The organism is Streptomyces sp. CB03234 (genome assembly GCF_001905885.1).
Taxonomy (GTDB): domain Bacteria; phylum Actinomycetota; class Actinomycetes; order Streptomycetales; family Streptomycetaceae; genus Streptomyces.
In genome coordinates, this window is record NZ_LIYH01000004.1 from 167,066 (window position 1) to 192,688 (window position 25,623).

At 73.4% G+C, this 25,623-nt stretch carries 19 protein-coding genes; 6 read left to right on the forward strand and 13 right to left on the reverse strand.

Annotation, left to right across the window (positions count from 1 at the left end; translation table 11 throughout):
• Positions 1-21 precede the first annotated feature (21 nt).
• Positions 22-1,803, reverse strand: a complete 1,782-nt coding sequence (locus AMK26_RS17925; RefSeq protein ID WP_073756250.1) for an ABC transporter ATP-binding protein — start codon at positions 1,801-1,803, stop codon at positions 22-24.
• A 5-nt stretch (positions 1,804-1,808) separates the two neighbouring features.
• Positions 1,809-3,584, reverse strand: coding sequence for an ABC transporter transmembrane domain-containing protein (locus tag AMK26_RS17930; protein ID WP_073755703.1), 1,776 nt, complete (start codon positions 3,582-3,584; stop codon positions 1,809-1,811).
• 167 nt (positions 3,585-3,751) lie between these two features.
• On the opposite strand from AMK26_RS17930, the gene AMK26_RS17935 reads away from it, so the two are divergent.
• Positions 3,752-5,347: a peptide-N4-asparagine amidase gene (locus tag AMK26_RS17935; RefSeq protein WP_073755704.1), complete on the forward strand. Its 1,596-nt coding sequence runs from the start codon at positions 3,752-3,754 to the stop codon at positions 5,345-5,347.
• 43 nt (positions 5,348-5,390) lie between these two features.
• Here AMK26_RS17935 and AMK26_RS17940 read toward each other — a convergent pair whose 3' ends face one another.
• The gene (locus tag AMK26_RS17940) at positions 5,391-6,815 is read right to left on the reverse strand and encodes a Gfo/Idh/MocA family protein (RefSeq protein WP_073755705.1); all 1,425 of its coding nucleotides are present in this window, start codon (positions 6,813-6,815) and stop codon (positions 5,391-5,393) included.
• 398 nt (positions 6,816-7,213) lie between these two features.
• On the opposite strand from AMK26_RS17940, the gene AMK26_RS17945 reads away from it, so the two are divergent.
• Complete coding sequence (locus AMK26_RS17945) at positions 7,214-8,410, forward strand: Cmx/CmrA family chloramphenicol efflux MFS transporter (protein ID WP_073756251.1); 1,197 nt, start codon at positions 7,214-7,216, stop codon at positions 8,408-8,410.
• Positions 8,411-8,445: 35 nt separating this feature from the next.
• Here AMK26_RS17945 and AMK26_RS17950 read toward each other — a convergent pair whose 3' ends face one another.
• Positions 8,446-11,367, reverse strand: coding sequence for an FAD-binding and (Fe-S)-binding domain-containing protein (locus AMK26_RS17950; protein WP_073755706.1), 2,922 nt, complete (start codon positions 11,365-11,367; stop codon positions 8,446-8,448).
• A gap of 30 nt (positions 11,368-11,397) precedes the next feature.
• Entirely contained in the window at positions 11,398-11,847 is a 450-nt protein-coding gene (locus tag AMK26_RS17955; RefSeq protein ID WP_073755707.1) for a MarR family winged helix-turn-helix transcriptional regulator, read from the reverse strand.
• Positions 11,848-11,955: 108 nt separating this feature from the next.
• On the opposite strand from AMK26_RS17955, the gene AMK26_RS17960 reads away from it, so the two are divergent.
• A complete protein-coding gene (locus AMK26_RS17960) occupies positions 11,956-13,764 on the forward strand; it encodes an ABC transporter ATP-binding protein (protein WP_073755708.1) in 1,809 nt (602 codons plus the stop codon).
• Positions 13,765-14,139: 375 nt separating this feature from the next.
• A complete protein-coding gene (mltG, locus tag AMK26_RS17965) occupies positions 14,140-15,015 on the forward strand; it encodes an endolytic transglycosylase MltG (protein WP_073755709.1) in 876 nt (291 codons plus the stop codon).
• A 241-nt stretch (positions 15,016-15,256) separates the two neighbouring features.
• Here mltG and AMK26_RS17970 read toward each other — a convergent pair whose 3' ends face one another.
• From AMK26_RS17970 to AMK26_RS17985, 4 genes are read right to left on the reverse strand one after another with little or no spacing between them, the layout of a single operon-like run.
• On the reverse strand, positions 15,257-16,339 hold the full coding sequence (locus AMK26_RS17970) for an NAD(P)-binding domain-containing protein (protein WP_073755710.1): 1,083 nt from the start codon (positions 16,337-16,339) through the stop codon (positions 15,257-15,259).
• 45 nt (positions 16,340-16,384) lie between these two features.
• Positions 16,385-17,914 (reverse strand): L-piperidine-6-carboxylate dehydrogenase, encoded by a 1,530-nt coding sequence (amaB, locus tag AMK26_RS17975; protein ID WP_073755711.1) that lies wholly within the window; start codon positions 17,912-17,914, stop codon positions 16,385-16,387.
• A complete protein-coding gene (hglS, locus tag AMK26_RS17980; protein ID WP_073755712.1) occupies positions 17,911-19,254 on the reverse strand; it encodes a 2-oxoadipate dioxygenase/decarboxylase in 1,344 nt (447 codons plus the stop codon). Before hglS ends, amaB begins: the two co-directional genes overlap by 4 nt.
• Positions 19,255-19,263: 9 nt before the next feature.
• Positions 19,264-20,451 carry an NAD(P)/FAD-dependent oxidoreductase gene (locus AMK26_RS17985; protein ID WP_073755713.1) on the reverse strand — a complete coding sequence of 396 codons (1,188 nt, stop codon included), beginning with the start codon at positions 20,449-20,451 and terminating at the stop codon, positions 19,264-19,266.
• Between the two features lie 77 nt (positions 20,452-20,528).
• Here AMK26_RS17985 and AMK26_RS17990 point away from each other — a divergent pair, with 77 nt between their 5' ends.
• Positions 20,529-20,951: a YjbQ family protein gene (locus tag AMK26_RS17990; RefSeq protein WP_073755714.1), complete on the forward strand. Its 423-nt coding sequence runs from the start codon at positions 20,529-20,531 to the stop codon at positions 20,949-20,951.
• 15 nt (positions 20,952-20,966) lie between these two features.
• Here AMK26_RS17990 and AMK26_RS17995 read toward each other — a convergent pair whose 3' ends face one another.
• Both AMK26_RS17995 and AMK26_RS18000 read right to left on the reverse strand, forming a co-directional pair.
• A complete protein-coding gene (locus AMK26_RS17995; RefSeq protein ID WP_073755715.1) occupies positions 20,967-21,944 on the reverse strand; it encodes a 2-hydroxyacid dehydrogenase in 978 nt (325 codons plus the stop codon).
• On the reverse strand, positions 21,941-23,113 hold the full coding sequence (locus AMK26_RS18000) for a lactate 2-monooxygenase (RefSeq protein WP_073755716.1): 1,173 nt from the start codon (positions 23,111-23,113) through the stop codon (positions 21,941-21,943). Before AMK26_RS18000 ends, AMK26_RS17995 begins: the two co-directional genes overlap by 4 nt.
• 196 nt (positions 23,114-23,309) lie before the next feature.
• Here AMK26_RS18000 and AMK26_RS18005 point away from each other — a divergent pair, with 196 nt between their 5' ends.
• On the forward strand, positions 23,310-24,587 hold the full coding sequence (locus AMK26_RS18005) for an ATP-binding protein (protein WP_079277721.1): 1,278 nt from the start codon (positions 23,310-23,312) through the stop codon (positions 24,585-24,587).
• 3 nt (positions 24,588-24,590) lie between these two features.
• On the opposite strand, the gene AMK26_RS18010 is transcribed toward AMK26_RS18005, so the two are convergent.
• Together AMK26_RS18010 and AMK26_RS18015 are read right to left on the reverse strand one after the other, a co-directional pair.
• Entirely contained in the window at positions 24,591-24,866 is a 276-nt protein-coding gene (locus AMK26_RS18010; RefSeq protein ID WP_073755718.1) for a DUF2087 domain-containing protein, read from the reverse strand.
• 60 nt (positions 24,867-24,926) lie between these two features.
• The gene (locus AMK26_RS18015) at positions 24,927-25,619 is read right to left on the reverse strand and encodes an HAD family hydrolase (protein WP_073755719.1); all 693 of its coding nucleotides are present in this window, start codon (positions 25,617-25,619) and stop codon (positions 24,927-24,929) included.
• Positions 25,620-25,623: the final 4 nt, after the last annotated feature.

The following is a 25,623-nucleotide window of genomic DNA, read 5'->3' on the forward strand; positions in this document are numbered from 1 at the left end:
GCGGCACGGGGGGAGTCGTCCCTACCCGTGCCAGGACCGCCACAGCGCCGCGTACGCGCCGTCCGCCGCCACCAGGTCGTCATGGCTGCCCAGCTCGCTGATCCGGCCGCCCTCGACGACCGCGATCACGTCCGCGTCGTGGGCCGTGTGGAGCCGGTGCGCGATCGCCACCACCGTACGGCCGTCCAGGACCCGCGCCAGGGACCGCTCCAGGTGCCGGGCGGCGCGCGGGTCCAGCAGGGACGTCGCCTCGTCCAGCACCAGGGTGTGCGGGTCGGCCAGCACCAGGCGGGCCAGCGCGATCTGCTGGGCCTGCGCCGGGGTCAGCGTCAGGCCGCCCGAGCCGACCTGGGCGTCGAGGCCGTCGTCCAGCGCCCGCGCCCACCCGTCCGCGTCGACCGCTCCGAGGGCCGCCCACAGCTCCGCGTCCTGTGCGCCCGTCCGTGCGAGCAGCAGGTTGTCGCGGAGCGTACCGACGAAGACGTGGTGCTCCTGGTTGACCAGCGCCACATGCTCCCGGACGCGCTCGGCGGGCATTCGCGACAGTTCGGCCGCGCCGAGGGTGACCCGCCCGGCACGCGGCGCGTAGATCCCGGCCAGCAGCCGGCCGAGCGTCGACTTGCCCGCGCCCGACGGGCCCACCAGCGCCACCCGCGTGCCCGGCGGGACGTCCATCGACACCCCGTGCAGCACGTCCACGCCCTCGCGGTAGCCGAAGCGCACCTCCTCCGCCCGCACCTCGCGCCCGTCCGGCCGTACCGCCTCGTCGCCGCTCTCCGGCTCGATGTCCCGGACGCCGACCAGCCGGGCCAGCGACACCTGCGCCACCTGCAGCTCGTCGTACCAGCGCAGGATGATCCCGACGGGGTCGACCAGCATCTGCGCGAGCAGCGCGCCCGTGGTCAGCTGCCCCACGTCCATCCAGCCGTTCAGGACGAACACACCGCCGATCATCAGGACGGCGGCCAGGACCGTGGTGTGCGTGAGGTTGACGACCGGGAAGAGGACCGAACGCAGGAAGAGCGTGTACCGCTCCCACGCCGTCCACTCCTTGATCCGCCGGTCGGACAGCGCGATCCGCCGCCCGCCCAGCCGGTGCGCCTCCACCGTCCGGCCCGCGTCGACCGTCTCGGCGAGGACGGCGGCGACCGCCGCGTACCCGGCGGCCTCCGAGCGGTACGCGGACGGCGCGCGCCGGAAGTACCAGCGGCAGCCGGCGATCAGCAGCGGCGCGGCCACCAGCACGGCGAGGGCCAGCGGCGGTGCCGTCACCGCGAGCCCGCCCATCAGCAGGCCCGCCCACACCACGCCGACGGCGAGCTGCGGCACCGCCTCCCGCATGGCGTTGGCCAGCCGGTCGATGTCCGTGGTGATCCGCGACAGCAGGTCGCCGGTGCCGGCCCTCTCCAGCACGCCCGGCGGCAGCCCCACCGACCGTACGAGGAAGTCCTCGCGCAGGTCGGCCAGCATCTCCTCACCGAGCATCGCGCCCCGCAGCCGCACCAGCCGGACGAACACCGTCTGCACGGCGAGCGCGACCACGAACGCCCCGACGGTCACCGGAAGATGGAGCTCACGCGCGCCCGCCGCGAGCCGGTCGACCAGCGATCCGAGCAGGTACGGGCCCACCATCGAGGCGATGACCGCTACCGCGTTGACGGCGATGAGAACGGCGAACGCGGTGCGGTGGCGGCGCAGCAGCTCGGTCACGTACGCCCGGACCGTCGCGGCGGTGCCCACCGGCAGCGTGGTCGCGGACTCCGGGGCCGCCGGGTCGTACTCCGGCGGCGCCATGCCGATCACAGCGGTCATGCCGACTCCTCGATGTCCACAAGGGCTTCCTCTTCGGTCTCCCGCGTGACCACCGCGCGGTAGCGCTCCTCGCCGGCCAGCAGTTCGCGGTGCGTGCCGACGGCCACCGCCGCGCCCTCATGGACCAGGACCACCCGGTCCGCGAGGTCGAGCAGCAGCGGCGACGAGGCCAGCACCACGGTGGTACGGCCGGTGCGCAGCCGCTGGACGCCCGCCGCGATCCGCGCCTCGGTGTGCGAGTCCACCGCCGACGTCGGCTCGTCCAGCACCAGCACCCCTGGGTCGGTGACCAACGACCGGGCCAGCGCCAGGCGTTGCCGCTGCCCGCCGGACAGCGACCGGCCGCGCTCGGTGATCCGCGTACGCATCGGGTCGCCGCCGGTGTCCACCGACGCCTGGGCGAGCGCGTCCAGCACGTCACCGCACTGGGCCGCCGCCAGGGCGTCCTCGGCGCTGACCTTCCCGGACGACGGCACGTCCAGCAGCTCGTGCAGGGTGCCGGACAGCAGCACCGGGTCCTTGTCCTGTACGAGGACGGCGGAGCGCGCCGCGTCGAGCGGCAGCTCGTCCAGGGGGACCCCGCCGAGCAGGACGGAGACGTGCCCCTCCGGGTCCTCGGAGGGGTGGCCGCCGAGCCGGTCGGCGAGCGTCCCGGCGGCGTCCGGGTCGCCGCACACCACGGCGGTGAACAGACCGGCCGGGGCGAGCAGCCCGGTCACCGGGTCGTACAGGTCCCCGCCCGGCCGCTGCCGCTCCGCACCGGTCACCGTGGTCGACGTACGCGTCAGGGACAGCACCCGGGCGGCGCGTTTCGCGGAGGGGCGCGAGAAGGAGTACGCCATGGCGATCTCCTCGAAGTTGCGCAAGGGATGGTGCGTGAGCGTGACCGCGCCGTACACGGTGACCAGTTCGCCGACCGACACGCGGCCCTCCAGGGCGAGCTTCGCCCCGTACAGCACCACCACGACCAGCAGCAGTCCCGGCAGCAGCACCTGGATCGCCGCGATCAGGGCCCACATGCGGGCGCTGCGCACGGCGGCGCGGCGCACCTCCTGGGAGGCCTCGCGGTAGCGGCGGAGGAACAGTTCCTCGCCGCCGATGCCGCGCAGCACGCGCAGGCCCGCCACGGTGTCCGAGGCCAGCTCGGTGGCGCGGCCGGCCTTCTCCCGCTGGATGTCCGCGCGCCGGGTGGCGCGGGGGAGCAGCGGCAGGGCGGCGAGCGCCAGGACGGGCACGCCGACGGCCACGACGACACCGAGGGCGGGCTGGTAGACCACCAGGCCGACGCAGACCAGGACGAGCGTGGTGGCCGCCGCGGCGAACCGCGACAGCGTCTCCACGAACCAGCCGATCTTCTCGACGTCCCCGGTGGAGACGGCGACGACCTCACCCGCGGCGACCCGCCGGGTCAGCAGCGAGCCCAGCTCGGCGGTCTTGCGGGCCAGCAGCTGCTGGACGCGGGCGGCGGCGGTGATCCAGTTGGTGACGGCGGTGCGGTGCTGCATCGTGTCGCCCACCGCTATGGCCGCGCCGAGCAGCGCGATCAGGGCACCGGCCCGGGCCAGGCCGCCGCCCGAGCGGTCGATGACGGCCTGCACCGCGAGGCCCACGCCGAGGGGGAGCCCGGCGATGCCGAGGTGCAGCAGCAGGCCCCAGAGCAGGGACGTGACCTGACCGCCCAGCTGGTTGCGCCCCAGCCACAGCAGGAAGCGCGTGCCCGACCTGACGTCGGGGTCACCTGGATCGGCGTACGGAAGGTGCTGGATCTTCATGCGGTCCCAGGGATTTCATCGACGGGAGGGCAGGGGGAAACCGTGCAAGGTTCGCCTTCAGGGCCCTCCATCGGCAATCGATTTTCCGGCAGGACGGCACAGAACGCGCCAAGGTTCAACAGCCGCCTCTGGCGCCGGAAGGCCGTCCCGCGCTTCACTCCCGACCCATGACACAACGAAAAGTCATGAGCATGCTCATGGGTGGAGTGCTGGCGGTCAGCGCGCTGTTCACATCGGCCCCGCCCTCCTCCGCCGCCCCACCCCAGCCCCCTGCCGAGTTCGGCACCGACTGGCACGATCCGGTCACCGCGGCCCCGCCCGTGCCCCGGCCGTCCGGCGCCCACTCGTGCGAACTGACGCTCGCAGAGGCGCGGTTCCGCGACTTCACGCCCTACAAGGGCACGTACACGCCCCCGGAGGGCTGCGGCGACCGGTGGAGCACGGTGGTGCTGCGGCTCGACGGCAGGGTGAAGGGGCGGCAGTACGACCGGCTCGGCCACCTCGCCATCGGCGGCGTCGAGGTGTTCCGTACGTCCACCCCGCAGCCGTCACCCGACGGCATCACCTGGTCGGTCGAGACCGACATCACCCGATACAGCGACACCCTGCGCCGCCCGCAACCCGTCGAGATGCTCATCGGCAACGTCGTCGACGACACGTACACCGGCGTCATCGACGTCACGGTGACGCTGACCTTCTACGAGGGGAACCACGATCCCGCGAACGTCCCCGACCGGGTGATCCCGCTCGCCACCCCGTCGCTGACGACCCCGCGCAACTCCGAGCGGATCCTCGCCGAGGTGTACGCCACCGGCTCCGGCGGCGGCTGCGAGGAGTACTGGTACATGACCGTCCCCGACGCCGCGCCCTACTCGTGCAGGGCGGCGGGCGGACCGCACCGGGAGGTGCGGATCTCCGTCGACGGACGGCTCGCCGGGATAGCCGCCCCCTTCCCCACGGTCTGGACGGGCGGCTGGTCCAACCCCTTCCTCTGGTACGTGATCCCCGGCCCCCGCGCCTTCGACGTCAGGCCGGTCCGCTACGACCTCACGCCGTTCGCCGCCCTCCTCAACGACGGCCGCCCGCACCGCGTCGAGGTCTCCGTCGCCGGCGTACCGGCCGGGCAGACCGGCTGGTCGACGCCCACCAACGTGCTCGTCTGGCAGGACGAGGGCCGCGAGGTCGTCACCGGCGCGCTCACCCGCCACGAGCAGAGCGCGCCGGCCAACTCGTCGGTGTACACGCCCGGTACGGAGCACCGCCTCGACACCGAGGCCGCCCACCGGCTCACCGTCGCCGGTCACCTGAACACCTCGCACGGCCGCGTCACGACGACCGTGACCCGGGCCGTGGCCCACACCTCCGTACACCGCTGGGGCGACGGCGAGAACCCGGACGCGCTGACGGCGACGTGGCGGGACGACGAGACGGTGAGCAGGGGCGGGACCAGCACCCGCACCCACCGCACGTACACCATGGACGGGGAGACGACGCTCGGCGCCGGTGACCGGCTGCGCACCGTACTGACGCTCTCCGACCGCGCCGACACCCTGGCCCTCCGGAACGGGAAGCGGACGCGATGGTCACGGCTGGACGACACGTACGCGGGTGACGCGACGTACACCACCGGTGTCCCGCGCGACCAGCGGCACGCCGTCGGCACCAGCGCGGAGCGCTACCGGCTGTACGGCCCCGGTGGCTGCTACGACCGGAGCCTGAGGACGGCGCAGGGGACGGTGACGGAGGACCGCCGCCGCTGCTGACCGCGAGGAGCGGGCCCCGGACCGGGCCCGCTCCCGTCGCTTCTCACGCCGGCTTGACCGAGTCCACCCCCGGCCGCGCCTTGGTCCACTCGCCGCGTGTGAAGTCGGGTATCCGCTGCGGCGCGCCCTTGGCCTTGATCGAGGCGTGGCTGAGCGGCACCGGGGCCGTCCAGGTCGCCCCGTCGTACACGTCGAAGTCGGGGACCAGACCGAGCCTCATGCACTGCATCAGCCGGAACACCATGATGTAGTCCATCCCGCCGTGGCCGCCGGGCGGGTTGGCGTGCTCCTTCCACAGCCAGTGGTCGAACTCCGCCGCGTACGCCGAGAAGTCCGCCCACCGGTCGTCGGTGTGGTCCGGCTCGATGTATATGCGGGCCGGGTAGTCCTCGAAGACGCCCTTGGTGCCGCCCAGGCTGTTGATCCTGCTGTACGGGTGCGGGGTCGACACATCGTGCTCCAGCCGGATCACCCGGCCCTTCGCGGTCTGCACCATGCTGATGGTGCGGTCGCTCTCGATGTACGTCTCCTTCCAGCTCGGGTCGCCCGGCTCCACGTTGGCCTCGCGGTACTCGGCCAGGCCCAGCGCGGGCGTACCGAAGCTGCTGATGCTGACGGCGCGGTCGCCCCGGTTGATGTCCATGTAGTTGGCGACCGGCCCGAAGCCGTGGTTGGGGTAGAGGTCGCCCCGCAGCCGGGTGTGCCACAGGCGGCGCCAGGGGCCTTCGTAGTACGTGGGTGAGAACATCAGGCCCCGCAGGTCGTGGTTGTACGCCCCGGCCCCGTGCAGCAGCTCGCCGAACTTGCCGGCGTGCGCCATGCGCAGTACCCGCATCTCGTTCTTGCCGTAACAGCAGTTCTCCAGCTGCATGCAGTGGCGGCGGGTGCGCTCGGAGAGGTCGACCAGCTCCCACAGCTCGTCCAGGCGCATCGCGAGGGGGCACTCGACGCCGACGTGCTTGCCGTTCAGCATCGCGGTCTTCGCCATGGCGAAGTGGACGTCCCACGGGGTCGCCACATAGACGAGGTCGATGTCTCCGCGCGCGCAGAGGTTCTCGTAGTCGTTCTCCCCGTTGGCGTAGACGGCGGGCGACGGCTGTCCGGCCCTTACGACCTTGGCCGCGGCCTGCTCGGTCTTGGCCTTCACGGGATCGCAGACGGCGACCACCTGTACGCCGGGCACGGCGAGGAACAGGTCGATCATGCTGCCGCCGCGGTTGCCGAGCCCTACGATCGCGACGCGGACGGTGGAGCGCCGCTCGAAGGGCACGCCGGCCATGGTGTGGCCCTGGCGCGGGGGAGTGGCGGTGGTGGTCTGCGGTGCTTCGTTCCCGGCGGCGGCAGCGGTACCGCCCAGCGCGCCGAGCCCCAGTCCGGCTCCCGCCACCCCGGCGGTGGTCCGCAGTACGGACCGACGGCTGGGCGAGTCCTCGGACCGGTCCTGGTTCCCGGGGGCTGTGTCGTTCATCGAACCTCCAGTGCGTTGTGTGCGCGGCTGGTTCATGAATCCCGGGAAGGACCCTGGCCGTTGGGGCTGCTGATACGCAAGAGGGCAGATTGGACTCTCGTTTCGAGCACATGGACTCTTGGCCACGCGGCCGGCACCGCCCGCCGGCCCCGGCAAGCACGCCGCCGACGCCGGTGAAAACCAGGTGCTTCGGCAGGTATCGGCCGGGTAGGGTGCGGGCCATGTCGAGTCCTGAGTCAGACGAGGTGGGGGCTTTCGGTCACGCCGTCAGCCCCCTGGACCACTGAGCTCATAGCCCTGTCGTCGCGCCGCATTCCGTGGTGGGACGCTGTGCCTGTGGGGCCGGCCGCGGTGACGAGATGCCCTTCTCGTACTTCTCCTCACCTCGGAGCGACTCGATGCCTCTCCCGCTGTACCTGCTTGCCATGGCGGTCTTCGCCATGGGCACCTCGGAGTTCATGCTCGCCGGCCTCCTGCCGGACATCGCCTCGGATCTCGACGTCACCGTCGGCGCAGCAGGCGTGCTCACCTCGGCCTTCGCGGTCGGCATGATCGTGGGCGCGCCCCTGGTGGCCGCGCTTGCCCGCAACTGGCCCAGGCGCTCCAGCCTCCTCGGGTTCGTCCTCGCTTTCGCGGCGGCTCACGCCGTGGGCGCCATCACCACGAGCTTCCCGGTCCTGTTCACCACCCGGGTCGTCGCCGCGCTCGCGAACGCGGGGTTCCTGGCCGTCGCTCTGACGGCCGCCGCCACGCTGGTCCCGCCCGACAAGAAGGGACGCGCGCTGGCCGTGCTGCTGTCAGGCACGACGGTGGCCACGATCGCCGGTGTCCCTGCCGGGTCGCTGCTCGGCACGGTACTCGGCTGGCGGGCCACGTTCTGGGCCGTCGCCGCCCTCTGCCTGCCCGCGGCTCTCGGCGTCCTGAAGGGGATCCCAGCGGGACGTGCGAAGGAAGCGGCGACCGGCGGGCCGGCCTTGCGGGCGGAGCTGGCCCAGCTCACACGGGTGCGGTTGGTCCTGGCGATGCTGCTGGGCGCACTGGTGAACGCGGCGACCTTCGCAAGCTTCACCTTCCTCGCCCCCGTGGTGACCGGCACGGCCGGGCTCGGCGAGTTGTGGATCTCGGTCGCTCTGATGCTCTTCGGTGCCGGTTCCTTCGTCGGCGTCACCGTCGCCGGACGGCTGTCCGACCAGCGCCCTGCCCTGGTCCTCGCAGTCGGTGGTCCGCTGCTGCTCATCGGGTGGCCGGCCCTGGCCGTACTGGCCCACGAGCCGGTCGCTCTGCTCGCCCTCGTGTTCGTCCAGGGCGCGCTGTCGTTCGCGCTGGGCAGCACCGTGATCACGCGGGTCCTCTACGAGGCGGGAGAAGCCCCCACCATGGCCGGTTCGTACGCGACCGCCGCACTCAACGCAGGCGCCGCCGTCGGACCCCTCGTCGCCGCGACCACCCTCGGTACCGCCGCCGGGGACCTCGGGCCGCTGTGGGCCAGCGCGCTCCTGGTCGCTGTCGCGCTGCTCGTCGCCTTCCCCCTCCGCTCCGCGATCGCAGCCGGCCGAAGCGCCGAGGTGCTCCCCGGCTGCGGGCGCACTCCCTAGGCGCGGCCGCCCCGGACCGGGCCGCGCGGGCGGGCTCAGGGGCGGGTCGCGCGTTCCAGTTGGAGGAGCGCGGAGTGGTAGGGGCGGCCCGTGGCGTGCTGCATGCCGAGCTCGCACATGCGGTTCGCGGAGAGGTACGCGTCGAACGTCCGCGCCGTCGCCTCGGCCGCCTCCCGGGCCGTCGCCGATTCCGTCAGTTCCGGGTGGAGCATCCCGCGGTCGCCCGCGAAGGCGCAGCAGCCGGCGTCGTCCGGGACGACGACCTCGTCCGCGCACGCCGCCGCGAGCGCCGGCAGCCGGTCCTCGTCGCCGAGGTGCCGCATCGCGCAGGTGGGGTGGACGACCGCCGATGCGGCCTTCCGCCGTACCGTCAGGTGCGGCAGCAGCTCGTCGGCCGCCCACACGACCGAGTCGAGCACCGTCAGCTCCGCGTGCAGGTCACGGTGGTGGGCGCTCAGGTACGGCACCACCTCGCGCGCCAGGCCCAGCGCGCACGAGGAGGCGTCCACGACGAGCGGCAGCCGGCCGCCCGCCGTCCAGCCCCACGCGGCCTCCACGACGCGGTCGGCCATCAGGCGCGCGCCCTCCTCGTACCCCTTGGAGTGCCAGATCGTGGCGCAGCACGTGCCCGTCACATCGCCCGGGATCCATACGGGCTTTCCCGCCCGCGCCGACAGCGCGACCACCGCCTGCGGCAGGGACGGCCCGTCGAACCCGGCCGGCTCGCCGAAGATCCGGTTCACACAGGCCGGGTAGTACACGGCGGCCGCGCCCGTCCGCTCCGTGGCGGGCAGCTCGGCGGCCGCGCCGGGGATCTCCGGCAGCCACTCGGGCACCAGGTCGGGGCGTACCGCCTTGCGGAGCAGTCCCGTCACGGACGCCGGCAGCCGGTCGCCGAGCCGCCGCCCGGTGGCCACCGCGAGCCGCGCCGAGGCCTCCACGGCCGCGAACCGCCGCGCGGCCAGCGCCGCCACCCGCTCCTCGCGCGCCGAGTGCCGGGCGTGCCGCAGCCGCTTCATCAGCGCACCCGTGTCGATGCCCACCGGGCAGGCGAGCGCGCACGTCGAGTCGCCCGCGCAGGTGTCCACGGCCGTATAGCCGTACGCCGCGAGAAGGCTGTCCTCGACGGGCGAACCGGGGCTCTGCCGCATCATCTCGCGGCGCAGCACGATCCGCTGACGGGGCGTCGTCGTCAGGTCCTGGCTCGGGCAGGTCGGCTCGCAGAAGCCGCACTCGATGCACGCGTCGGCGATCGCCTCCACCGTGGGCACCGTCTTCAGGCCGCGCAGATGGGCCCGCGGGTCCCGGTCGAGGACGACCCGCGGCGCCAGCACCCCCTCCGGGTCGAAGGCCCGCTTCGTACGCCACATCAGCTCCGTGGCCTTGGGCCCCCACTCCAGCTCCAGGAACGGCGCGATGTTCCGGCCGGTGGCGTGCTCGGCCTTGAGGGAGCCGTCGAACCGTTCGACGGTCAGCTTGCAGAAGGCGTCCATGAAGGCGGCGTAGCGGTCGACGTCGTCGGGGTCGGCCGGATCGAAGGACAGCAGGAAGTGCAGGTTGCCGTGGGCCGCGTGCCCGGCCACGGCCGCGTCGAAGCCGTGCTCCGCCTGGAGCGCGAGCAGCGCCTCGCAGGCCTCGGCCAGCCGGGACGGCGGGACCGCGAAGTCCTCGGTGATCAGCGTCGTACCGGACGGGCGGCCGCCGCCCGCCGCGGCGACGAACGCCTTGCGGGCCTTCCAGTAGCCGCCGATCGTGCGGGCGTCCCGGGTGAACGCGTTGGTCACCGACGCCACGGGCGCCACCAGCTCGACGTCCCCGAGGACGCCCGCCGCCGCCCGCTCGTACGCCTCCAGGGCCGCCGTGTCGGGCGCCCGGAACTCCACCAGCAGCGCGGTGGTCGGTCCGGGCAGCCGCGCCCAGTCGGCGGGCACCCCGTCCACCCGTACCGACGCCCGCAGGGTGTTGCCGTCCATCAGCTCCACGGCGACCGCACCGGCCTCCGTGAAGCGCGGCACGGCGGCCGCGGCGGCCGGCAGCGACGGGAAGAACAGCAGCGCCGCCGCGACCTCGCGGTCCAGCGGCAGCGTGTCGAACACGACCTCGGAGATGAACCCGAACGTGCCCTGGGAACCCACCATCAGCCCGCGCAGGATCTCGACGGGCGTGGACCCGTCCAGGTAGGCGTCGAGGCGGTAGCCATTGGTGTTCTTCAGCTCGTACTTGGCGCGGATACGGGCCGTCAGCTCCGGGTCGGCCTCGATCTCCGCCTTGACGGCGAGCAGCTCCGCGCACAGTGCGGGCTCGGCGCGCGCCAGTTCGGTGTCGGCGGCCGGATCACCCGTGTCGACGACCGTGCCGGACGGCAGCACGACGGTGAGGGACGCGACCGTACGGTACGAATTGCGGGCCGTGCCGGCCGTCATCCCGGACGCGTTGTTGGCGACCACTCCGCCGATCGTGCAGGCCACGGCGCTCGCCGGGTCGGGGCCCAGCACCCGGCCGTACCGGGCGAGGCCGGCGTTGGCGCGGGCGACGGTGGTGCCGGGCCGGACCCGGGCACGGGCGCCGCCGTCCAGGACCTCGATCCCCGCCCAGTGCCGGCGCACGTCCACCAGGATGTCCTCGCCCTGCGCCTGACCGTTCAGGCTCGTCCCGGCGGCCCGGAACACCACCTCACGGCCCTTGTCGTGCGCGTACGCCAGGATCGCCGAGATGTCGTCGACGTCCTGGGCGACCACGACGACCTGGGGGACGAAGCGGTAGGGGCTGGCGTCCGACGCGTACCGGACCAGGTCGGACACTTGCCACAGCACCTTGTCGGGGCCGAAGAGGGCGAGCAGCTCGTCCCGCAGCCGTCCGGGTGAGCCGTGCGCCACCAGGTCCGGTACGCGGTCGGGGGACGGGCCGCGGTGCGTGCCGGGGCGGAGGTCGTCGGGGTTCGGCTCCAGCAGCGGCATGTCATCGGTCCCCTCGACGTCGGCGTCGCCTCAGCAGCGCCGCTCCGGCACTCCGTCGACCAGAGCGGACAGCAGGCCGCCGAGCACCTCGCGCTGTTCGGCGGTCAATGGAGCCAGGATGTCCTCTGCGGCGGCCCGGCGCGCGCTGCGCAGCTGCCGCAGCGTGTCCCGCCCGGCGTCGGTGAGCTCGATCCGCACCACGCGGCGGTTGGCCGGATCGGGGACGCGGCGGACCCGGCCGCTCGCCTCCAGGCCGTCCACGAGGCTGGTCACCGCGCGGGGCACCACCTCCAGCCGGGCGGCGAGATCGGCCATGCGGGGCGGGTGGTCGTAGTGCGCGACCGTGCGCAGCAGCCGGGACTGGGCGGGCGTGATCGCTATGTCGGCCGACTCCAGCTGCCGCTTCTGGCTGCGGTGGAGGCGCCGGGTCAGCCGGAGCAACTGCTCGGCCAGCAGGCCGTCGGCGTCGGGGGAGTTCATGACAGGAGGATAACAGGACCTTGTTCATTGTGAGGATAGGTAACAATGAGCTATCCTCTCAAAGGATCGCCGTTCTTCCCTACGGCACTCGACCCCTCGAAGGAGCCCATGCGCATCCACGCAGAGTCCGCCTGGACGCCACCACCTCCCGATCCGGAGCAGCCGCCGGCCCAGATCCGGCGCATCCTCCGGCTCTTCCGTCCCTATCGCGGCCGGCTGGCGGTGGTCGGCCTGCTCGTCGGCGCCTCGTCGCTGGTCTCGGTCGCCTCGCCGTTCCTGCTCCGCGAGATCCTGGACACCGCCATCCCGCAGGGGCGCACCGGCCTGCTCACGCTGCTCGCCCTCGGCATGATCCTCACCGCCGTGGTGACCAGCGTCTTCGGCGTGCTGCAGACGCTGATCTCCACGACGGTCGGCCAGCGCGTCATGCACGACCTGCGCACCGCCGTCTACGCGCAGCTGCAGCGCATGCCGCTCGCCTTCTTCACCCGCACCCGCACCGGGGAGGTCCAGTCCCGCATCGCCAACGACATCGGCGGCATGCAGGCGACGGTCACCTCCACGGCGACGTCCCTGGTGTCCAACCTGACCGCCGTCGTGGCCACCGTCGTCGCCATGCTGGCGCTGGACTGGCGGCTGACGGTCGTCTCGCTGCTCCTGCTGCCGCTGTTCGTGTGGATCAGCCGCAGGGTCGGCCGCGAGCGCAAGAAGATCACCACTCAGCGGCAGAAGCAGATGGCCGCCATGGCCGCGACCGTCACCGAGTCGCTCTCCGTCAGCGGCATCCTGCTCGGCCGCACCATGGGCCGCGCGGACTCCCTCACGACGTCCTTCGCCGCCGAGTCGGAGCGCCTCGTCGGCCTCGAAGTGCGCGCCTCGATGGCCGGCCGGTGGCGGATGTCGACCATCGGCATCGTCATGGCCGCCATGCCCGCCCTGATCTACTGGGCGGCCGGGCTGGCGCTCCAGGCGGGCGGCCCCGCCATCTCCATCGGTACGCTCGTCGCGTTCGTCTCGCTCCAGCAGGGCCTGTTCCGGCCCACCGTGAGCCTGCTCTCGACCGGCGTGGAGATCCAGACCTCCCTCGCCCTCTTCCAGCGGATCTTCGAATACCTGGACCTGCCGGTCGACATCACCGAGCCTGCCGACCCGGTCCGGCTCGACACGATCCGCGGCGAGGTCCGCTTCGAGGGCGTCGACTTCCGGTACGACACGAAGAGCGGCGAGACCCTCAGCGGTATCGACATCACCGTGCCGGCGGGCGGCAGCCTAGCCGTCGTCGGGCCCACCGGCTCCGGCAAGTCCACGCTCAGTTACCTCGTGCCGAGGCTGTACGACGTCACCGGCGGCCGGGTGACCCTCGACGGCGTCGACGTACGCGACCTGGACTTCGACAGCCTCGCCCGAGGGGTGGGCGTGGTCTCCCAGGAGACCTACCTCTTCCACGCCTCCGTCGCCGACAACCTCCGCTTCGCCCGGCCGGACGCGACGGACGAGGAGATCGAGGCGGCCGCCAGGGCGGCCCAGATCCACGACCACATCGCGTCCCTGCCGGACGGGTACGACACCTTGGTCGGCGAGCGCGGCTACCGCTTCTCCGGCGGCGAGAAGCAGCGCCTGGCCATCGCCCGGACCATCCTGCGCGACCCGCCCGTGCTGATCCTCGACGAGGCGACCAGCGCGCTGGACACCCGTACGGAACAGGCGGTTCAGCAGGCGATCGACGCGCTCTCCGCCGGCCGCACCACCATCACCATCGCCCACCGGCTCTCCACCGTCAGGGACGCCGACGAGATCGTCGTCCTGGACGGCGGCCGCATCGCCGAGCGCGGCACCCATGACGAGCTGCTGGAGCGGGGCGGCCGCTACGCGGCACTGGTGCGCGGCGACGCCGAGCTGGCCCCGGCCACGTCCTGAGCCCCCGCCCGTTCCGACGCGACGGCGCCGCCGCTCCCGTGGGACGGGGGAGCGACGGCGCCGGGGGAAACGATCGTCAGACGAGCCAGCCGACGAAGTGGATGACGCCGGCGAGCAGGTCGGTGATGACGTTCATGAGGTGCGTTCTCCTTGTGCCTTACGTGCATGTGTGGGACTGCGCAACCGCGGTCTGCAGCCCGTCGCTTGCGCCCCGTAAGCATCATGCGGCGCAGGGGGACGGGTCAGCGGAATCAGCGGCGATCATGCGTTCGGGCGAACATCCGAGCCTGTGTTCGCGCGTTCGCGTGTGGTCTTGGGGGGCGACGAATGCCGGAATTGCCAGGATTTGCGTCATTATCGGGTTAGCGTGCCCGCATGGTGAACGAGTCCCCGCAGTCCCCGCAGTCCCCGCAGGGCACAGGCACGCCCCGCCGCAGGCCGCGCATGACCCGCCGGGGCTGGCTGGCCCTGGGCGCCGGCCTGCTCGCCGTCGTGGCCGCCGCGGTGCTGGTGCCGTTGCTCCTGAGGGAGCCCCCGGCCCCGCCGCCCCCGGAGAAGCCGACAATGCTGCTCATCCCGGAGGGCTGGCGGGCGGGCCAGGTGTACGACGCGGCCGACCAGGCGCTCAAGGTGCCGCCCGGCACGACCCGGCAGATCGCCGAGAGCGGCAAGCTGAAGCTGCCGGCCGACGCGCAGGGCAACCCCGAGGGGTTCCTCTTCCCCGCCACATACCCGGTGTACGAGAAGACGACCCCGCGCGGCCTGCTGGACTACATGGTGAGGACCGCCCATGAACGGTTCCGGGCGGACGGCCTCGGTGCGGGAACCCAGCGCAACGGCGTGAGCCTGTACCAGACGGTGACCATCGCCAGCATCGTGCAGGCGGAGGCGGACACCCCGGAGGACATGGGCAAGGTCGCCCGGGTCATCCACAACCGGCTCGCCCAGGGCATGGCGCTCCAGATGGACTCGACGCTCAACTACGGGCTGGGCCGCTCCACGCTCGACACGTCACACGCCGACACCAGGATGGACAACCCGTACAACACGTACAACCGCCAGGGCCTGCCGCCCACGCCCATCGCCAACCCCGGCGAGCAGGCCATGCGGGCGGCGGTCGCACCGCCGCCCGGCGACTGGCTGTACTTCGTCACCGTCCAGCCCGGTGACACGCGCTTCACCGCCGACTACCAGGAACACCAGCGCAACGTCCGGGAGTTCAACGAGTACCGCGCGTCCGCGCCGAACTGACGCCCGGCGACGCGAGGGTGCCCCTGCCCTGGTGGCCGTTCCCCACGGCGCCCGCCGGGGCGCTCCCGCCCCGGTCCGGAGGGTGGTGGTGGTGCTCGGCGTCCCGCGCACGTGCGACCCGCGGCCCCCGACGCCTTGGCCCCTGCCGTACCTGAAGCCCGCCGCCGCCCGATGCCGGGAGCCCGACGCTCGAAAGCGGACGGGAACCCGGCGTCCGGCGGCCCGGCCTCCGGCGCGGGGGTCAGGCCGTCACCGGGGCGCGGTCGCGCTCCAGGAGGCGTCGGATGTCGCGGGCGGCCGCGCGGCCTGCCCTGTTGGCGCCGATCGTCGAGGCCGAGGGACCGTAGCCGACGAGGTGGACGCGCTCGTCCCGTAGCGCGCGGGTGCCGTCCACGCGGATGCCGCCGCCCGGTTCGCGCAGGCGCAGGGGCGCGAGGTGGTCGATGGCGGCGCGGAAGCCGGTCGCCCAGAGGATGACGTCCGCGTCGACCGCGCCCCGGTCGTCCCACGCCACGCCCGTCGGGGTGATCCGGTCGAACATCGGCAGCCGGTCCAGAATGCCGCGCTCGCGTGCCCGCCGGGTGGCGTCGTTCAGGGGCAGCCCCGTCACGCTCACCACGCTCCGCGGCGGCAGCCCGCGCCGTACCCGCTCCTCCACCAGGGCGACCGCCGCCCGGCCCTCCGCCTCGCCGAAGGGGCCCTCGCGCCAGACCGGCTCACGGCGCGTCACCCACGTCGTCTCCGCCGCCACCTCCGCGATCTCCATCAGGTGCTGCGTCCCCGACGCGCCGCCGCCCACCACGATCACCCGCAGCCCGGCGAACTCCTCCGGCCCCGGATAGTCCGCCGTGTGCAGCTGCCGCCCCCGGAAGGTCTCCTGGCCCGGGTAGCGCGGCCAGAACGGCCGGTCCCACGTACCGGTCGCGTTGATCAGGGCGCGCGTGGCGTACGTGCCCTCGGAGGTCTCCACGAGCAGGCGCCCGCCCTCCCCCTCCCGTACCGCCGTGACCCTCACCGGCCGGTGCACCCGCAGCCCGAACCGCTCCTCGTACCGCGCGAAGTACTCGCCGATCACCTCCGACGACGGCCGGCCGGCGTCGGCCCCGGTCAGCTCCATGCCGGGCAGCGCGTGCATGCCATGGACGCGGCCGTACGTCAGGGACGGCCAGCGGAACTGCCAGGCGCCGCCCGGGCGCGGCGCGTGGTCCAGGACGAGGAAGTCCCGGTCCGGCTCCAGCCCGGTCCGTCGCAGGTGGTACGCGGCGGACAGCCCCGCCTGACCGGCGCCGATCACGACGACGTCCACATCCCCGAAGTCGTTCATGTTTCTACTAACCAGGGACCGGTCGTGGATCTTCCCGAGCACCGCCTACAGGAAGTGCACCCCCTGCGCCAGCGGCAGGTCGTCCCCGTAGTTCACCGTGTTCGTCGCCCGCCGCATGTACGCGCGCCACGCGTCCGATCCCGACTCACGACCGCCCCCGGTCTCCTTCTCACCGCCGAACGCCCCGCCGATCTCGGCGCCCGACGTGCCGATGTTGACGTTCGCGATGCCGCAGTCCGAACCGTCGGCGGCCAGGAACCGCTCCGCCTCCCGCTGGTCACGCGTGAAGATGCTCGACGAGAGCCCCTGCGGCACGCCGTTGTGCAGGGCGATCGCCTCGTCCAGCGTGCGGTACGTGAGGACGTACAGGACCGGCGCGAACGTCTCCCGCCGCACCACCTCCGTCTGCGCCGGCATCCGCACCACCGCCGGCCGCACGTACGACGCCTCCGGCGCCTCCTCCGCCAGCACCCGCTCCCTACCGGTCAGCACCTTGCCGCCGTCCGCCTGCGCCTCCTCCAGCGCCTGAGCCATCGCCCGCCGCGCCCGCTCGTCGATCAGCGGCCCGACCAGCGTCCGCGCCTCGAACGGGTCACCGACCGGCAGCTGCCCATAGGCGTGCACCACCTTCTCCACCAGGTGGTCCGCCACGTCCTCGTGGACGATCAGCCGGCGCAGCGTCGTGCACCGCTGCCCCGCCGTGCCCGCCGCCGAGAACACGATGCCCCGCACCGCCAGGTCCAGGTCGGCCGACGGGGTGACCACCGCCGCGTTGTTGCCGCCCAGCTCCAGCAGGCACCGCCCGAACCGCGCGGCCACCCGCGGCGCCACCTCCCGCCCCATCCGCACCGACCCGGTCGCGCTCACCAGCGCCACCCGCGCATCGTCCACCAGCCGCTCGCCCGTCTCGCGCCCGCCGACGACCAGCCGGTGCACGCCGGCCGGGGCGCCCGACTCGGCGGCGGCCCGCGCCAGCAGCGCGTCGCACGCGAGCGCGGTGAGCGGCGTCAGCTCCGAGGGCTTCCACACCACGGTGTCACCGCAGACCAGCGCGACCGCCGTGTTCCAGGCCCAGACCGCGACCGGGAAGTTGAACGCCGAGATCACGCCCACGACACCCAGCGGGTGCCAGGTCTCCGAGAGCCGGTGGCCGGGCCGCTCGGACGCCATCGTCCGCCCGTACAGCTGACGCGACAGGCCGACCGCGAAGTCGCAGATGTCGATCATCTCCTGCACCTCGCCGAGCGCCTCCGAGCGGATCTTGCCCGCCTCGACGGTGACCAGCTCCGCCAGGTCCTCCCGGTGCGCGCTCAACAGCTCGCCCAGCCGCTTGACCAGCGCTCCCCGGACGGGCGCCGGGACCGTGCGCCACCTCCGGAACGCCTCGGCGGCCGCGCCGACCGCCGCCGCCACGTCGTCGGGGGAGGCGGCCGGCATCCGGCGCAGGACGCCGCCCGTGACCGGCGTACGCGAGACGACCTCGCCCTCGGCGGTGGGCAGTTCGGCGCCGCAGCGCAGCAGGGCGCTCTCGGTGCGGGCGCGGAGCTTGTCGGTGGTCGGCAACGGCGGGGTCATGGTGTCTCCTCGGGATCAAGGGCGTGCGGCGTGCGCGCCAGTGAGCGGTCCTGCTGCGCGGCACACAGGTCGAACGGGTCGTGCACCGGGCGTTCCATGGCCCCCGCCAGCCACTCCTGGTCGTACGCCGTGGCCGCCCGCGCGCCCGCGTCCCGCGTCCCGGCCCGGTCGAGGTTCGACTGGAAGATCCCGGCCGCCGAGCGCGGCAGGAAGTCCTCGTAGACGATCGGGTGCGCGGTGACCCAGCCGCCGTCGAGCAGCCCGGCGAGGTCGCGCGGCGGCCGGGCGCCGTCCCGCGCGCGGCCGGCGACGGGCTCGTACGTGAAGAAGGCCAGCCTCCGCACGGCCAGTTCGCGCTCGGTGCGCGGGAAGCGGGCCGCCCACACCTCGGCCGGCTCGGTGATCAGCTCGTCGTACAGGGCCCGCCCGGCCCGCGTCAGGGCGATGCCGCGCGCCTCCACCTCGCCGAACCGCACCCGCAGCGACCCGTGCGTGATCCGCCCGTCCGGCTCGCGGAACGCGCGCGGCTCGGCGAGCGCCCGGAACGACGTCTGGCGCAGCAGCACGTCCGGCCCGTCCCAGCGCGGCGGCCCCTGGATCCGGTCGATCATGGCGACGCCCCGGTCCTCCATGCGCCGGTACAGCTCGTCGATGTCCAGGACGCGGGGCGTGAGGTGGTTGATGTGGGTGCTGGTGACCCCGCCGATGTCGGCCGCGACGGCGGAGACCTCCTCCAGCTCCTCGTACCAGGCCCGGTCCACCGGCTCCGGCGACAGCTCGAACGCCGCGACGGCCAGGGTGAGGAACCGCTCCGCCAGCTCCTCCGGCAGCCCGCCCTCCCGCTCCCCGAGCTCGGCAAGCTCCAGCAGCTCCGGCGGGAACAACTGGCGCCGCGCCAGGAACTCCTGCAGCCGTGCCTGGAGGTCCGCGTCGAAGAACCGCCGGTCGTCGCACGTCAGCAGCGAGGTGAACACCCGGAACGGATTGCGCGCCAGCTCCTCGGCCCGGACGGGCCGGAAGGCCGTCGACACGACCGGTACGGCGCTGTCGGCGGCGTCCCGCAGATCGTAGAAGCCCACCGGCTCCATCCCCAGCGCGCCGAACACCCGCGCCACCTGCCGCAGCTCGCGTGGCGTACCGACGCGGATCGCGCCGTGCCGCTCGGCGGTCACCCGTTCGATGCTCCCCAGCCGCTCCGCCGCCGCCCCGCTCTTGCTCAGCACGTCGTCGTTGACCTGCCCCGCCACCTCCAGCAGCGTGGTGTACGCGGGCACTTCGGCGCCGTACATGTCCGAGAGCCGACGGGCGAACGCGGCGCGCAGCCGCCAGGCGGGAACCATGAGAACTCCTCAGATGACGTGCGCCTCCGAGCGCCACCCGGTGGCGGCGCCCTCGAACCGGCCGGCGGAGAGCGGTGCGACGTCGACGAACGGCGTCCTGCCGAGGTACAGGTCCCGCACCACTTCGCCGACCGCCGGCGCCTGCAGGAACCCGTGCCCGGAGAAGCCCGTCGCGTACAGGAACCGGCTGACGCCCGGGGCCTCACCGATCAGCGCGTCGCGGTCGGGTGTCATCTCGTACAGGCCCGCCCAGCCGCCCCTCACCGGCACGTCCACCAGCGCGGGCACGCGCCGGGCGGCCGCCTCCCGGAACAGCGCCAGCCACTCCGTGCCGAACTCCCGCCCGAAACCGGGCTGTTCGCGCGGATCGGACATCCCCAGCACCAGCCCACCGGCGCCGTCACCGTGGAAGTACAGCGTGGAGCCGTAGTCGAGGGTGAACGGCACCCGCGGCGGAGCCGGGTCCAGGGGCCCGGTCAGGGCCATCTGCCGGCGCAGCGGCGTGACCGGCAGGTCCACCCCCGCCATCGCGCCGACCGCCCGCGACCAGGCCCCCGCCGCACAGATCACCACCCCGGTACGCACGGTCCCGGCGGTCGTCCGCACCGCGCGCACGGCCCCGCCGGACGTCTCGATCCCGGTGACGGCGCACCGGGTGACGACGCCCGCCCCGAGCGCGGCGGCGGCCCGCAGGTAACCGGTGACGGCCGCGCGGGGCAGTGCGTACCCGTCGGCGGGGGAGTGGGCGGCGGCCACGATCGAGGACGGGTCGACGTACGGGCACAGCGCGTGCGCCTCGCGGGGGCTCAGCAGGCGGCTGGGCACGCCGTACGCGTGCTGCACCTCCATGCCGTCCCGGAAGACCGCCACCTCGCCCTCGTCCCCGAGCAGAAACAGGTACCCCACCCCTTCCAGCCCGACCTCCGCCCCGGGCCGTTCCCCGAACGCCCGCCACGCCTCCAGGCTCCGCTGCCCCAGCCGTACATTGACCGGATCCGAGAACTGCGCCCGCACACCGCCGATCGGTTTCCCCGACGACCCGGAGGCGGGCGTGTCCCGCTCCACCACCAGCACCCGCCCGGCCCCCGCCTCGGCGAGGTGGAACGCGATGCTCGCCCCGATGACGCCCCCGCCGACGACCACGACGTCGACGGACCCGGGCAGTGACACCTGCGCTGACGCGTCATCCCTCACCATGCCCCCATCGTGACGTCTGACGACTCGTCACGTCCACGGCGCCGCGCGCGGGCGCCGCACGGTGACACCATGGAGGCATGAGCGACGCATTCACCACCCGTACGCTGCGCATCACCACCGGCAACAAGGAAACGGTCCACGACCTGACCGGCGCCTGCGCCTCCTTCCTCCGGGAGACCGCGGCGGGCCGCGACGGCCTGCTGAACGTCTTCACCCCGCACGCCACCACCGGCGTGGCCATCCTCGAAACCGGCGCCGGCAGCGACGACGACCTCCTGGCCGCCCTCCACACCCTCCTCCCCGCCGACGACCGCTGGCAGCACCGCCACGGCAGCCCTGGCCACGGCCGCGACCACGTCCTCCCGGCCCTGGTCCCCCCGCACGCCACGATCCCGGTCGTGGGCGGCGAGATGGCCCTGGGCACCTGGCAGTCGGTCTGCCTGGTCGACACCAACAAGGACAACCCGGACCGCCAGGTGCGGCTCAGCTTCCTCGGCTGAACCCCCTCCGCCGCGTCACGGGACGACGTCCCGCAGCGGCTTGCCGGACAGGTGGGCGGCGACGTTCTGGACTGCGGACAGGGCGATGCGGGCCACGGTTTCGCGGGTGACGCCCGCGGCGTGAGGGGACAGGACGACGTTCGGGGCCTTGAGCAGGCGCAGGGACGGCGGGGGCGGTTCGGGTTCGAAGACGTCCAGGGCGGCGCCGGCGAGGGCACCGGACTCCAGTGCCGCCGCGAGGGCGTCCTGGTCGACGAGGGCGCCGCGGGCGGTGTTGACGACGAAGGCCGTCGGCTTCAGGAGGGCCAGGCGCTCGGCGTCGAGCAGGTGGCGGGTGGCGTCGGTGAGCGGGGCGTGCAGGGTGACGTAGTCGGCGGTGCGGAGGAGGTCGTCGAGCGGCAGGTGGCGGGCGCCGCCGAGGCGGGCCTCCGTGCCGGGGGAGGCGCGGCGCCGTCCGGCGTAGACGATGCTCATGTCGAACGCCACCGCGCGGCGGGCGACTTCCTCGCCGATCGCGCCGAGGCCGATGACGCCGAGGGTCTTTCCGGCCAGCTCGGTGAGGGAGTGCCGCAGCCGGGGCAGCGCCCAGTCCGCGTCGACGAGCGCGGTATGGGCGGGGATCAACTGCTTGGCGAGGGCCAGCATGAGCGCGAAGGTGTGTTCGGCGACGGCCTGCTTCTCGGCGCCGCTGGAGCCGATCGTGCACACCGGGATGCCGCGCCTGCGGGCGGCGTCCACGTCGACGTCGTCGTAACCGTGGCCGGCGCACTGGACGAGCTCCAGGTGCGGTGCGGCGGCGATGTGCGCGGCGGTGACCGGGGCGAGGGCCGTGACGACGACATGGGCGTCGCGCAGCGCCGCCGGGTCCTCGTCGGACGTCTCGACGACGGTGACGCGGGCCCCGGCGGGGAAGACCGTGGCCAGCGCGGCGCCGGCGGTGCGGCCGCCCAGGCGGGGCGCGACGACGGCGAGCACGTTCTTCGGGGCGGTCATGCGGTCCGCTCCTCGACGAGGTCGTCCGGGCCCGGCGTGGTGGGCGTGGAGTGCCCGGACATTGCCAGGGTCAGGTCGAGTTCGGCGAGCAGGCAGCGGATGACGTGCTCGACGCCCGCCTGTCCGTCGAGGCCGAGCCCGTACGCGTACGGACGCCCCACCAGCACCGAATCCGCGCCCAGCGCGAGCGCCTTGAAGATGTCGTCGCCCGTGCGGATGCCGCTGTCGAACAGCACGCTCAGCCGGTCACCGACCGCCTCGGCGACCCGGGGCAGGGCGTCGGCGGCGGCGACGGAACCTGCCACCTGGCGGCCGCCGTGGTTGGACACCACCACGCCGTCCATGCCCGCCTGCGCGGCGCGCCGGGCGTCGTCCGGGTGCAGGATGCCCTTGAGCACGATCGGACCGTCCCAGTTCTCCCGCAGGAACGCCAGGTCCGGCCACGTCTTGGCGGGGTCGGCGAACATGGAGACGAAGTGCATGACCGCGGCGTTCGGGTCCTCGTGCACGGGCTTGGCGAGTCCCGCCTGGAACGCCGGGTCGGTGAAGTAGTTCGCGGTGCCCACGCCGTGCAGGAACGGCAGGTACGCCTGGTCCAGGTCGCGCGGCCGCCACGCCAGCAGGGGCGTGTCCAGCGTGACGAACAGCGCGCTGAACCCCGCCGCCTTCGCCCGGTCCAGGAAGGACCGGGTCACCTCGCGGTCCTTCGCCCAGTACAGCTGGAACCACCGTTCCGCGTCGCCCATCGCCTCGGCGACCTGCTCCATGGGCGTACTGGAGGCGGACGACAGGATGTACGGGACGCCGTGCGCGGCGGCGGCCCGCGCCGCGGCGGGTTCCGCGTCCGGGTGCATGATCGACAGCACGCCCACGGGCGCGAGGGCGAGCGGCGCCGGGAGCGCGCGGCCCAGCACCTCCACCGACAGGTCCCGCTCGTGCACGTCCCGCAGCATCCGCGGCACGATCCGCCGCCGCTCCAGCGCCGCCCGGTTGGCGGCCGCCGTGCTGCCGCTGCCCGCGCTGCCCGCCACGTAACCGACCGGACCGGGGCCCAGGCGCCGCTCGGTGAGCTCCTCCAGGCGCGTCAGATCCGTCGGCAGCCGCGGTACGGCGCCGTTCATCCCGTTCAGGTAGATCTCGTACTGGAAGTCCGCCCAGTGCTTCGCCATGCGTACGTTCCGCCTTCCGCCCCTGGAAACGTGTGTCACCCGGGATCCTGTCGACCCCGCCCCCCTCACGTCCACCGTCCGGCGTCCACCTCCACAACGTCGTAGTCGGCGCCGCTCCCTTGTGCACAGCGGCACACGACCCGGCATGCCGCCGCCCCTAGCCTCGCCGGAACAGCACCAAAGAGGGGTGGTACCGGTGAACTGGCTGATCCACGACTACCGTGAAAGCGATCTCGCGGCGGTCGTCCACTTGATCGACACCACGGCCGAGCTCGGACAGGAGTCCGTCTTCTCACTCGCCGAGTGCATCGGCGCGCTGACGTCCCGCCAGCCCGCGGTCGTCGCCGTCCACCAGGGCGCACCCATCGGTGCGGCGCTCGCCTGCGTGGCGGGGGAGCGCGCGTGGGTGATGCGTATCGCCATCTCCCCTGCCTGGCGCGGCCGGGGGCTGGCGAGCGCGCTGCTGGTGGAGCTGGAGCGGCGCCTCGTCGCCGCCCGCGTCGGGCGGATCGCCTACGTGCTGCCGGAGGAGGAGCTCGTGGGTGAGGGCCTGCTCAACGCCGGCTACACCCGGCAGCCCGCCGTGGCCTACTTCGAGAAGGTCGAACCGCTCCACGGGCCCGCCGCCAACCTGCTGGAGGACCTCGGCGGCAGCTTCCTGCCGGGCGACCTGTGGGGCAAGGTCGCCGGTATGGAGGCGGAGAAGGACCTCATCGAGCGGCGGGTCGTCCTGCCGCTCGCCCAGCCCGAGAGGGCCGCCCGGCACGGCGTACGGCCGCCGCGCGCCATCACCCTGTTCGGGCCGCCCGGCACCGGCAAGACCACCTTCGCCCGGGGCATCGCCTCCCGGCTCGGCTGGCCCTTCGTCGAACTCCTGCCGTCCCGGCTCGCCGACGAGGGCAACCTGGCGGCCGCGCTGCGCAGCGCGTTCGCCCGCATCTCGGAGCTGGAGCGGGTGCTCGTCTTCATCGACGAGGTCGAGGAGATCGCCCCCGTACGCACCGAGCCCGCGCAGCCCGGCGGGATGCACGGCGTCACCAACGAACTGCTCAAGCTGATACCCCGGTTCCGGGAGGGCGACGAACGCCTGCTGGTGTGCGCCACCAACTCCATCCGCTCGCTCGACCCGGCGTTCCTGCGCCCCGGCAGGTTCGACTACCTCATCCCGATCGGTACGCCGGACAAGGCGGCGCGCGCCGCGATCTGGTCCCGGTACACGGACGGCCGGTCGGATGTGGACGTGTCCGTGCTGGTGGCCGCCAGCGACCTGTTCACCCCGGCCGACATCGAGCACGCCGCCCGCATCGCCGCCCAGACGGCCTTCGAGCGGGACCTGGGAGACCAGGACCAGGGGCGGGCACCGGGCGCGAGCACCGAGGACTATCTGGAGGCCATCGCCCAGTGCCGGCCGACCGTGACCCCGGCGATGATCGACCAGTTCGGCGCGGACATCACCGCCCACGCCCGGTTCTGACGGTCAAGCGACCCGGCGGTAGCTCGCGCCGTCCCGGGTCCGGGTCAGCATTCCCCCGATCACCAGGTAGCGGCGCAGCGCCGAGCAGTCCTCGTGCACCGTGCGCAGCGCCTCGTTGACCTCGGGCTCCGTGTAGGACCGGTCCCGCTCGAACAGCGTCTCGGTGAGATGGACGAGCAGCTGCTCGCGGCGGGCCGGCTTGCGCGGGATGGCGGTCAGGCGACCGTGGGAGAAGAGGGCGGCCACACCACGTGAACCGCTCGATACGTTGTCGGACATGACGGGAAGCCTCCCGTGCCGGGATCGGGCGGGGCAACGCATTTTCGAGGGCGAGGGGGGCTAACGGCCCGCCATGACGAAGTCGTACGCCGCCCGCGCCGTGAACTCCGCCTGCCCGCCGGGCAGGAGCAGCAGCCCCGCCCCGCCGAACGCCGGGTCGTCGACCGTCTCCGGTACGTACGGCACGGCGATGCACCGCATCCCCGCGGCCGTGGCCGCCGCCGCGCCGGGCGGGGCGTCCTCCAGCACCACGCAGTGCGCCGGCTCCACCCCGAGCCGGCGCGCCGCCTCCAGGAACACGTCCGGCGCCGGCTTGCCCCGCTCGACCTCCTCCGCCGACACCAGGGTGGTCAGGTACGCGTCCAGCCCCGTCCCGCCGAGGACCGCCTCGATCGCGGCGCGCGACGAACCGGACGCGACGGCCATCGGCACGCCCCGCGCGTGCAACAGCTCCACGAACGCCCGCATCTCGGGGAACACCTCGGTCGCGGCGCGGGCCAGCTCCAGGTAGTGCCGGTTCTTGCCGGCCAGCAGCTCCTCGATCGGCGCGTCGATCCCGTACTCCTCCTTCAGGACCTCCAGCGTCTCGCGCGTCCCGATGCCGATGAAGTCGGTGTGGCGGTCCCAGCCGAAGTCCGTGACGCCGTAGCGCTCCAGGAGCCGGCGGCCCGCCTCGTAGTAGTTCGGTTCGCTGTCGACCAGCGTGCCGTCGAGATCGAAGATGACCGCCGTGCGGGTGCGGGAGCTGCTCATGGCC

Bases quoted from the DNA above. Each gene is read 5' to 3' on its own strand.
- AMK26_RS17945 (WP_073756251.1), top strand. From the start codon at position 7,214: ATGCCTCTCCCGCTGTACCTGCTTGCCATGGCGGTCTTCGCCATGGGC.
- AMK26_RS17985 (WP_073755713.1), bottom strand. From the start codon at position 20,451: ATGGTGAGGGATGACGCGTCAGCGCAGGTGTCACTGCCCGGGTCCGTC.
- AMK26_RS17940 (WP_073755705.1), bottom strand. From the start codon at position 6,815: ATGAACGACACAGCCCCCGGGAACCAGGACCGGTCCGAGGACTCGCCC.
- AMK26_RS17995 (WP_073755715.1), bottom strand. From the start codon at position 21,944: ATGACCGCCCCGAAGAACGTGCTCGCCGTCGTCGCGCCCCGCCTGGGC.
- AMK26_RS17930 (WP_073755703.1), bottom strand. From the start codon at position 3,584: ATGAAGATCCAGCACCTTCCGTACGCCGATCCAGGTGACCCCGACGTC.
- AMK26_RS18015 (WP_073755719.1), bottom strand. From the start codon at position 25,619: ATGAGCAGCTCCCGCACCCGCACGGCGGTCATCTTCGATCTCGACGGC.
- amaB (WP_073755711.1), bottom strand. From the start codon at position 17,914: ATGACCCCGCCGTTGCCGACCACCGACAAGCTCCGCGCCCGCACCGAG.
- AMK26_RS17970 (WP_073755710.1), bottom strand. From the start codon at position 16,339: ATGAACGACTTCGGGGATGTGGACGTCGTCGTGATCGGCGCCGGTCAG.
- AMK26_RS17950 (WP_073755706.1), bottom strand. From the start codon at position 11,367: ATGCCGCTGCTGGAGCCGAACCCCGACGACCTCCGCCCCGGCACGCAC.
- mltG (WP_073755709.1), top strand. From the start codon at position 14,140: ATGGTGAACGAGTCCCCGCAGTCCCCGCAGTCCCCGCAGGGCACAGGC.
- hglS (WP_073755712.1), bottom strand. From the start codon at position 19,254: ATGGTTCCCGCCTGGCGGCTGCGCGCCGCGTTCGCCCGTCGGCTCTCG.
- AMK26_RS17960 (WP_073755708.1), top strand. From the start codon at position 11,956: ATGCGCATCCACGCAGAGTCCGCCTGGACGCCACCACCTCCCGATCCG.
- AMK26_RS17935 (WP_073755704.1), top strand. From the start codon at position 3,752: ATGACACAACGAAAAGTCATGAGCATGCTCATGGGTGGAGTGCTGGCG.
- AMK26_RS17990 (WP_073755714.1), top strand. From the start codon at position 20,529: ATGAGCGACGCATTCACCACCCGTACGCTGCGCATCACCACCGGCAAC.
- AMK26_RS18010 (WP_073755718.1), bottom strand. From the start codon at position 24,866: ATGTCCGACAACGTATCGAGCGGTTCACGTGGTGTGGCCGCCCTCTTC.
- AMK26_RS18000 (WP_073755716.1), bottom strand. From the start codon at position 23,113: ATGGCGAAGCACTGGGCGGACTTCCAGTACGAGATCTACCTGAACGGG.
- AMK26_RS17955 (WP_073755707.1), bottom strand. From the start codon at position 11,847: ATGAACTCCCCCGACGCCGACGGCCTGCTGGCCGAGCAGTTGCTCCGG.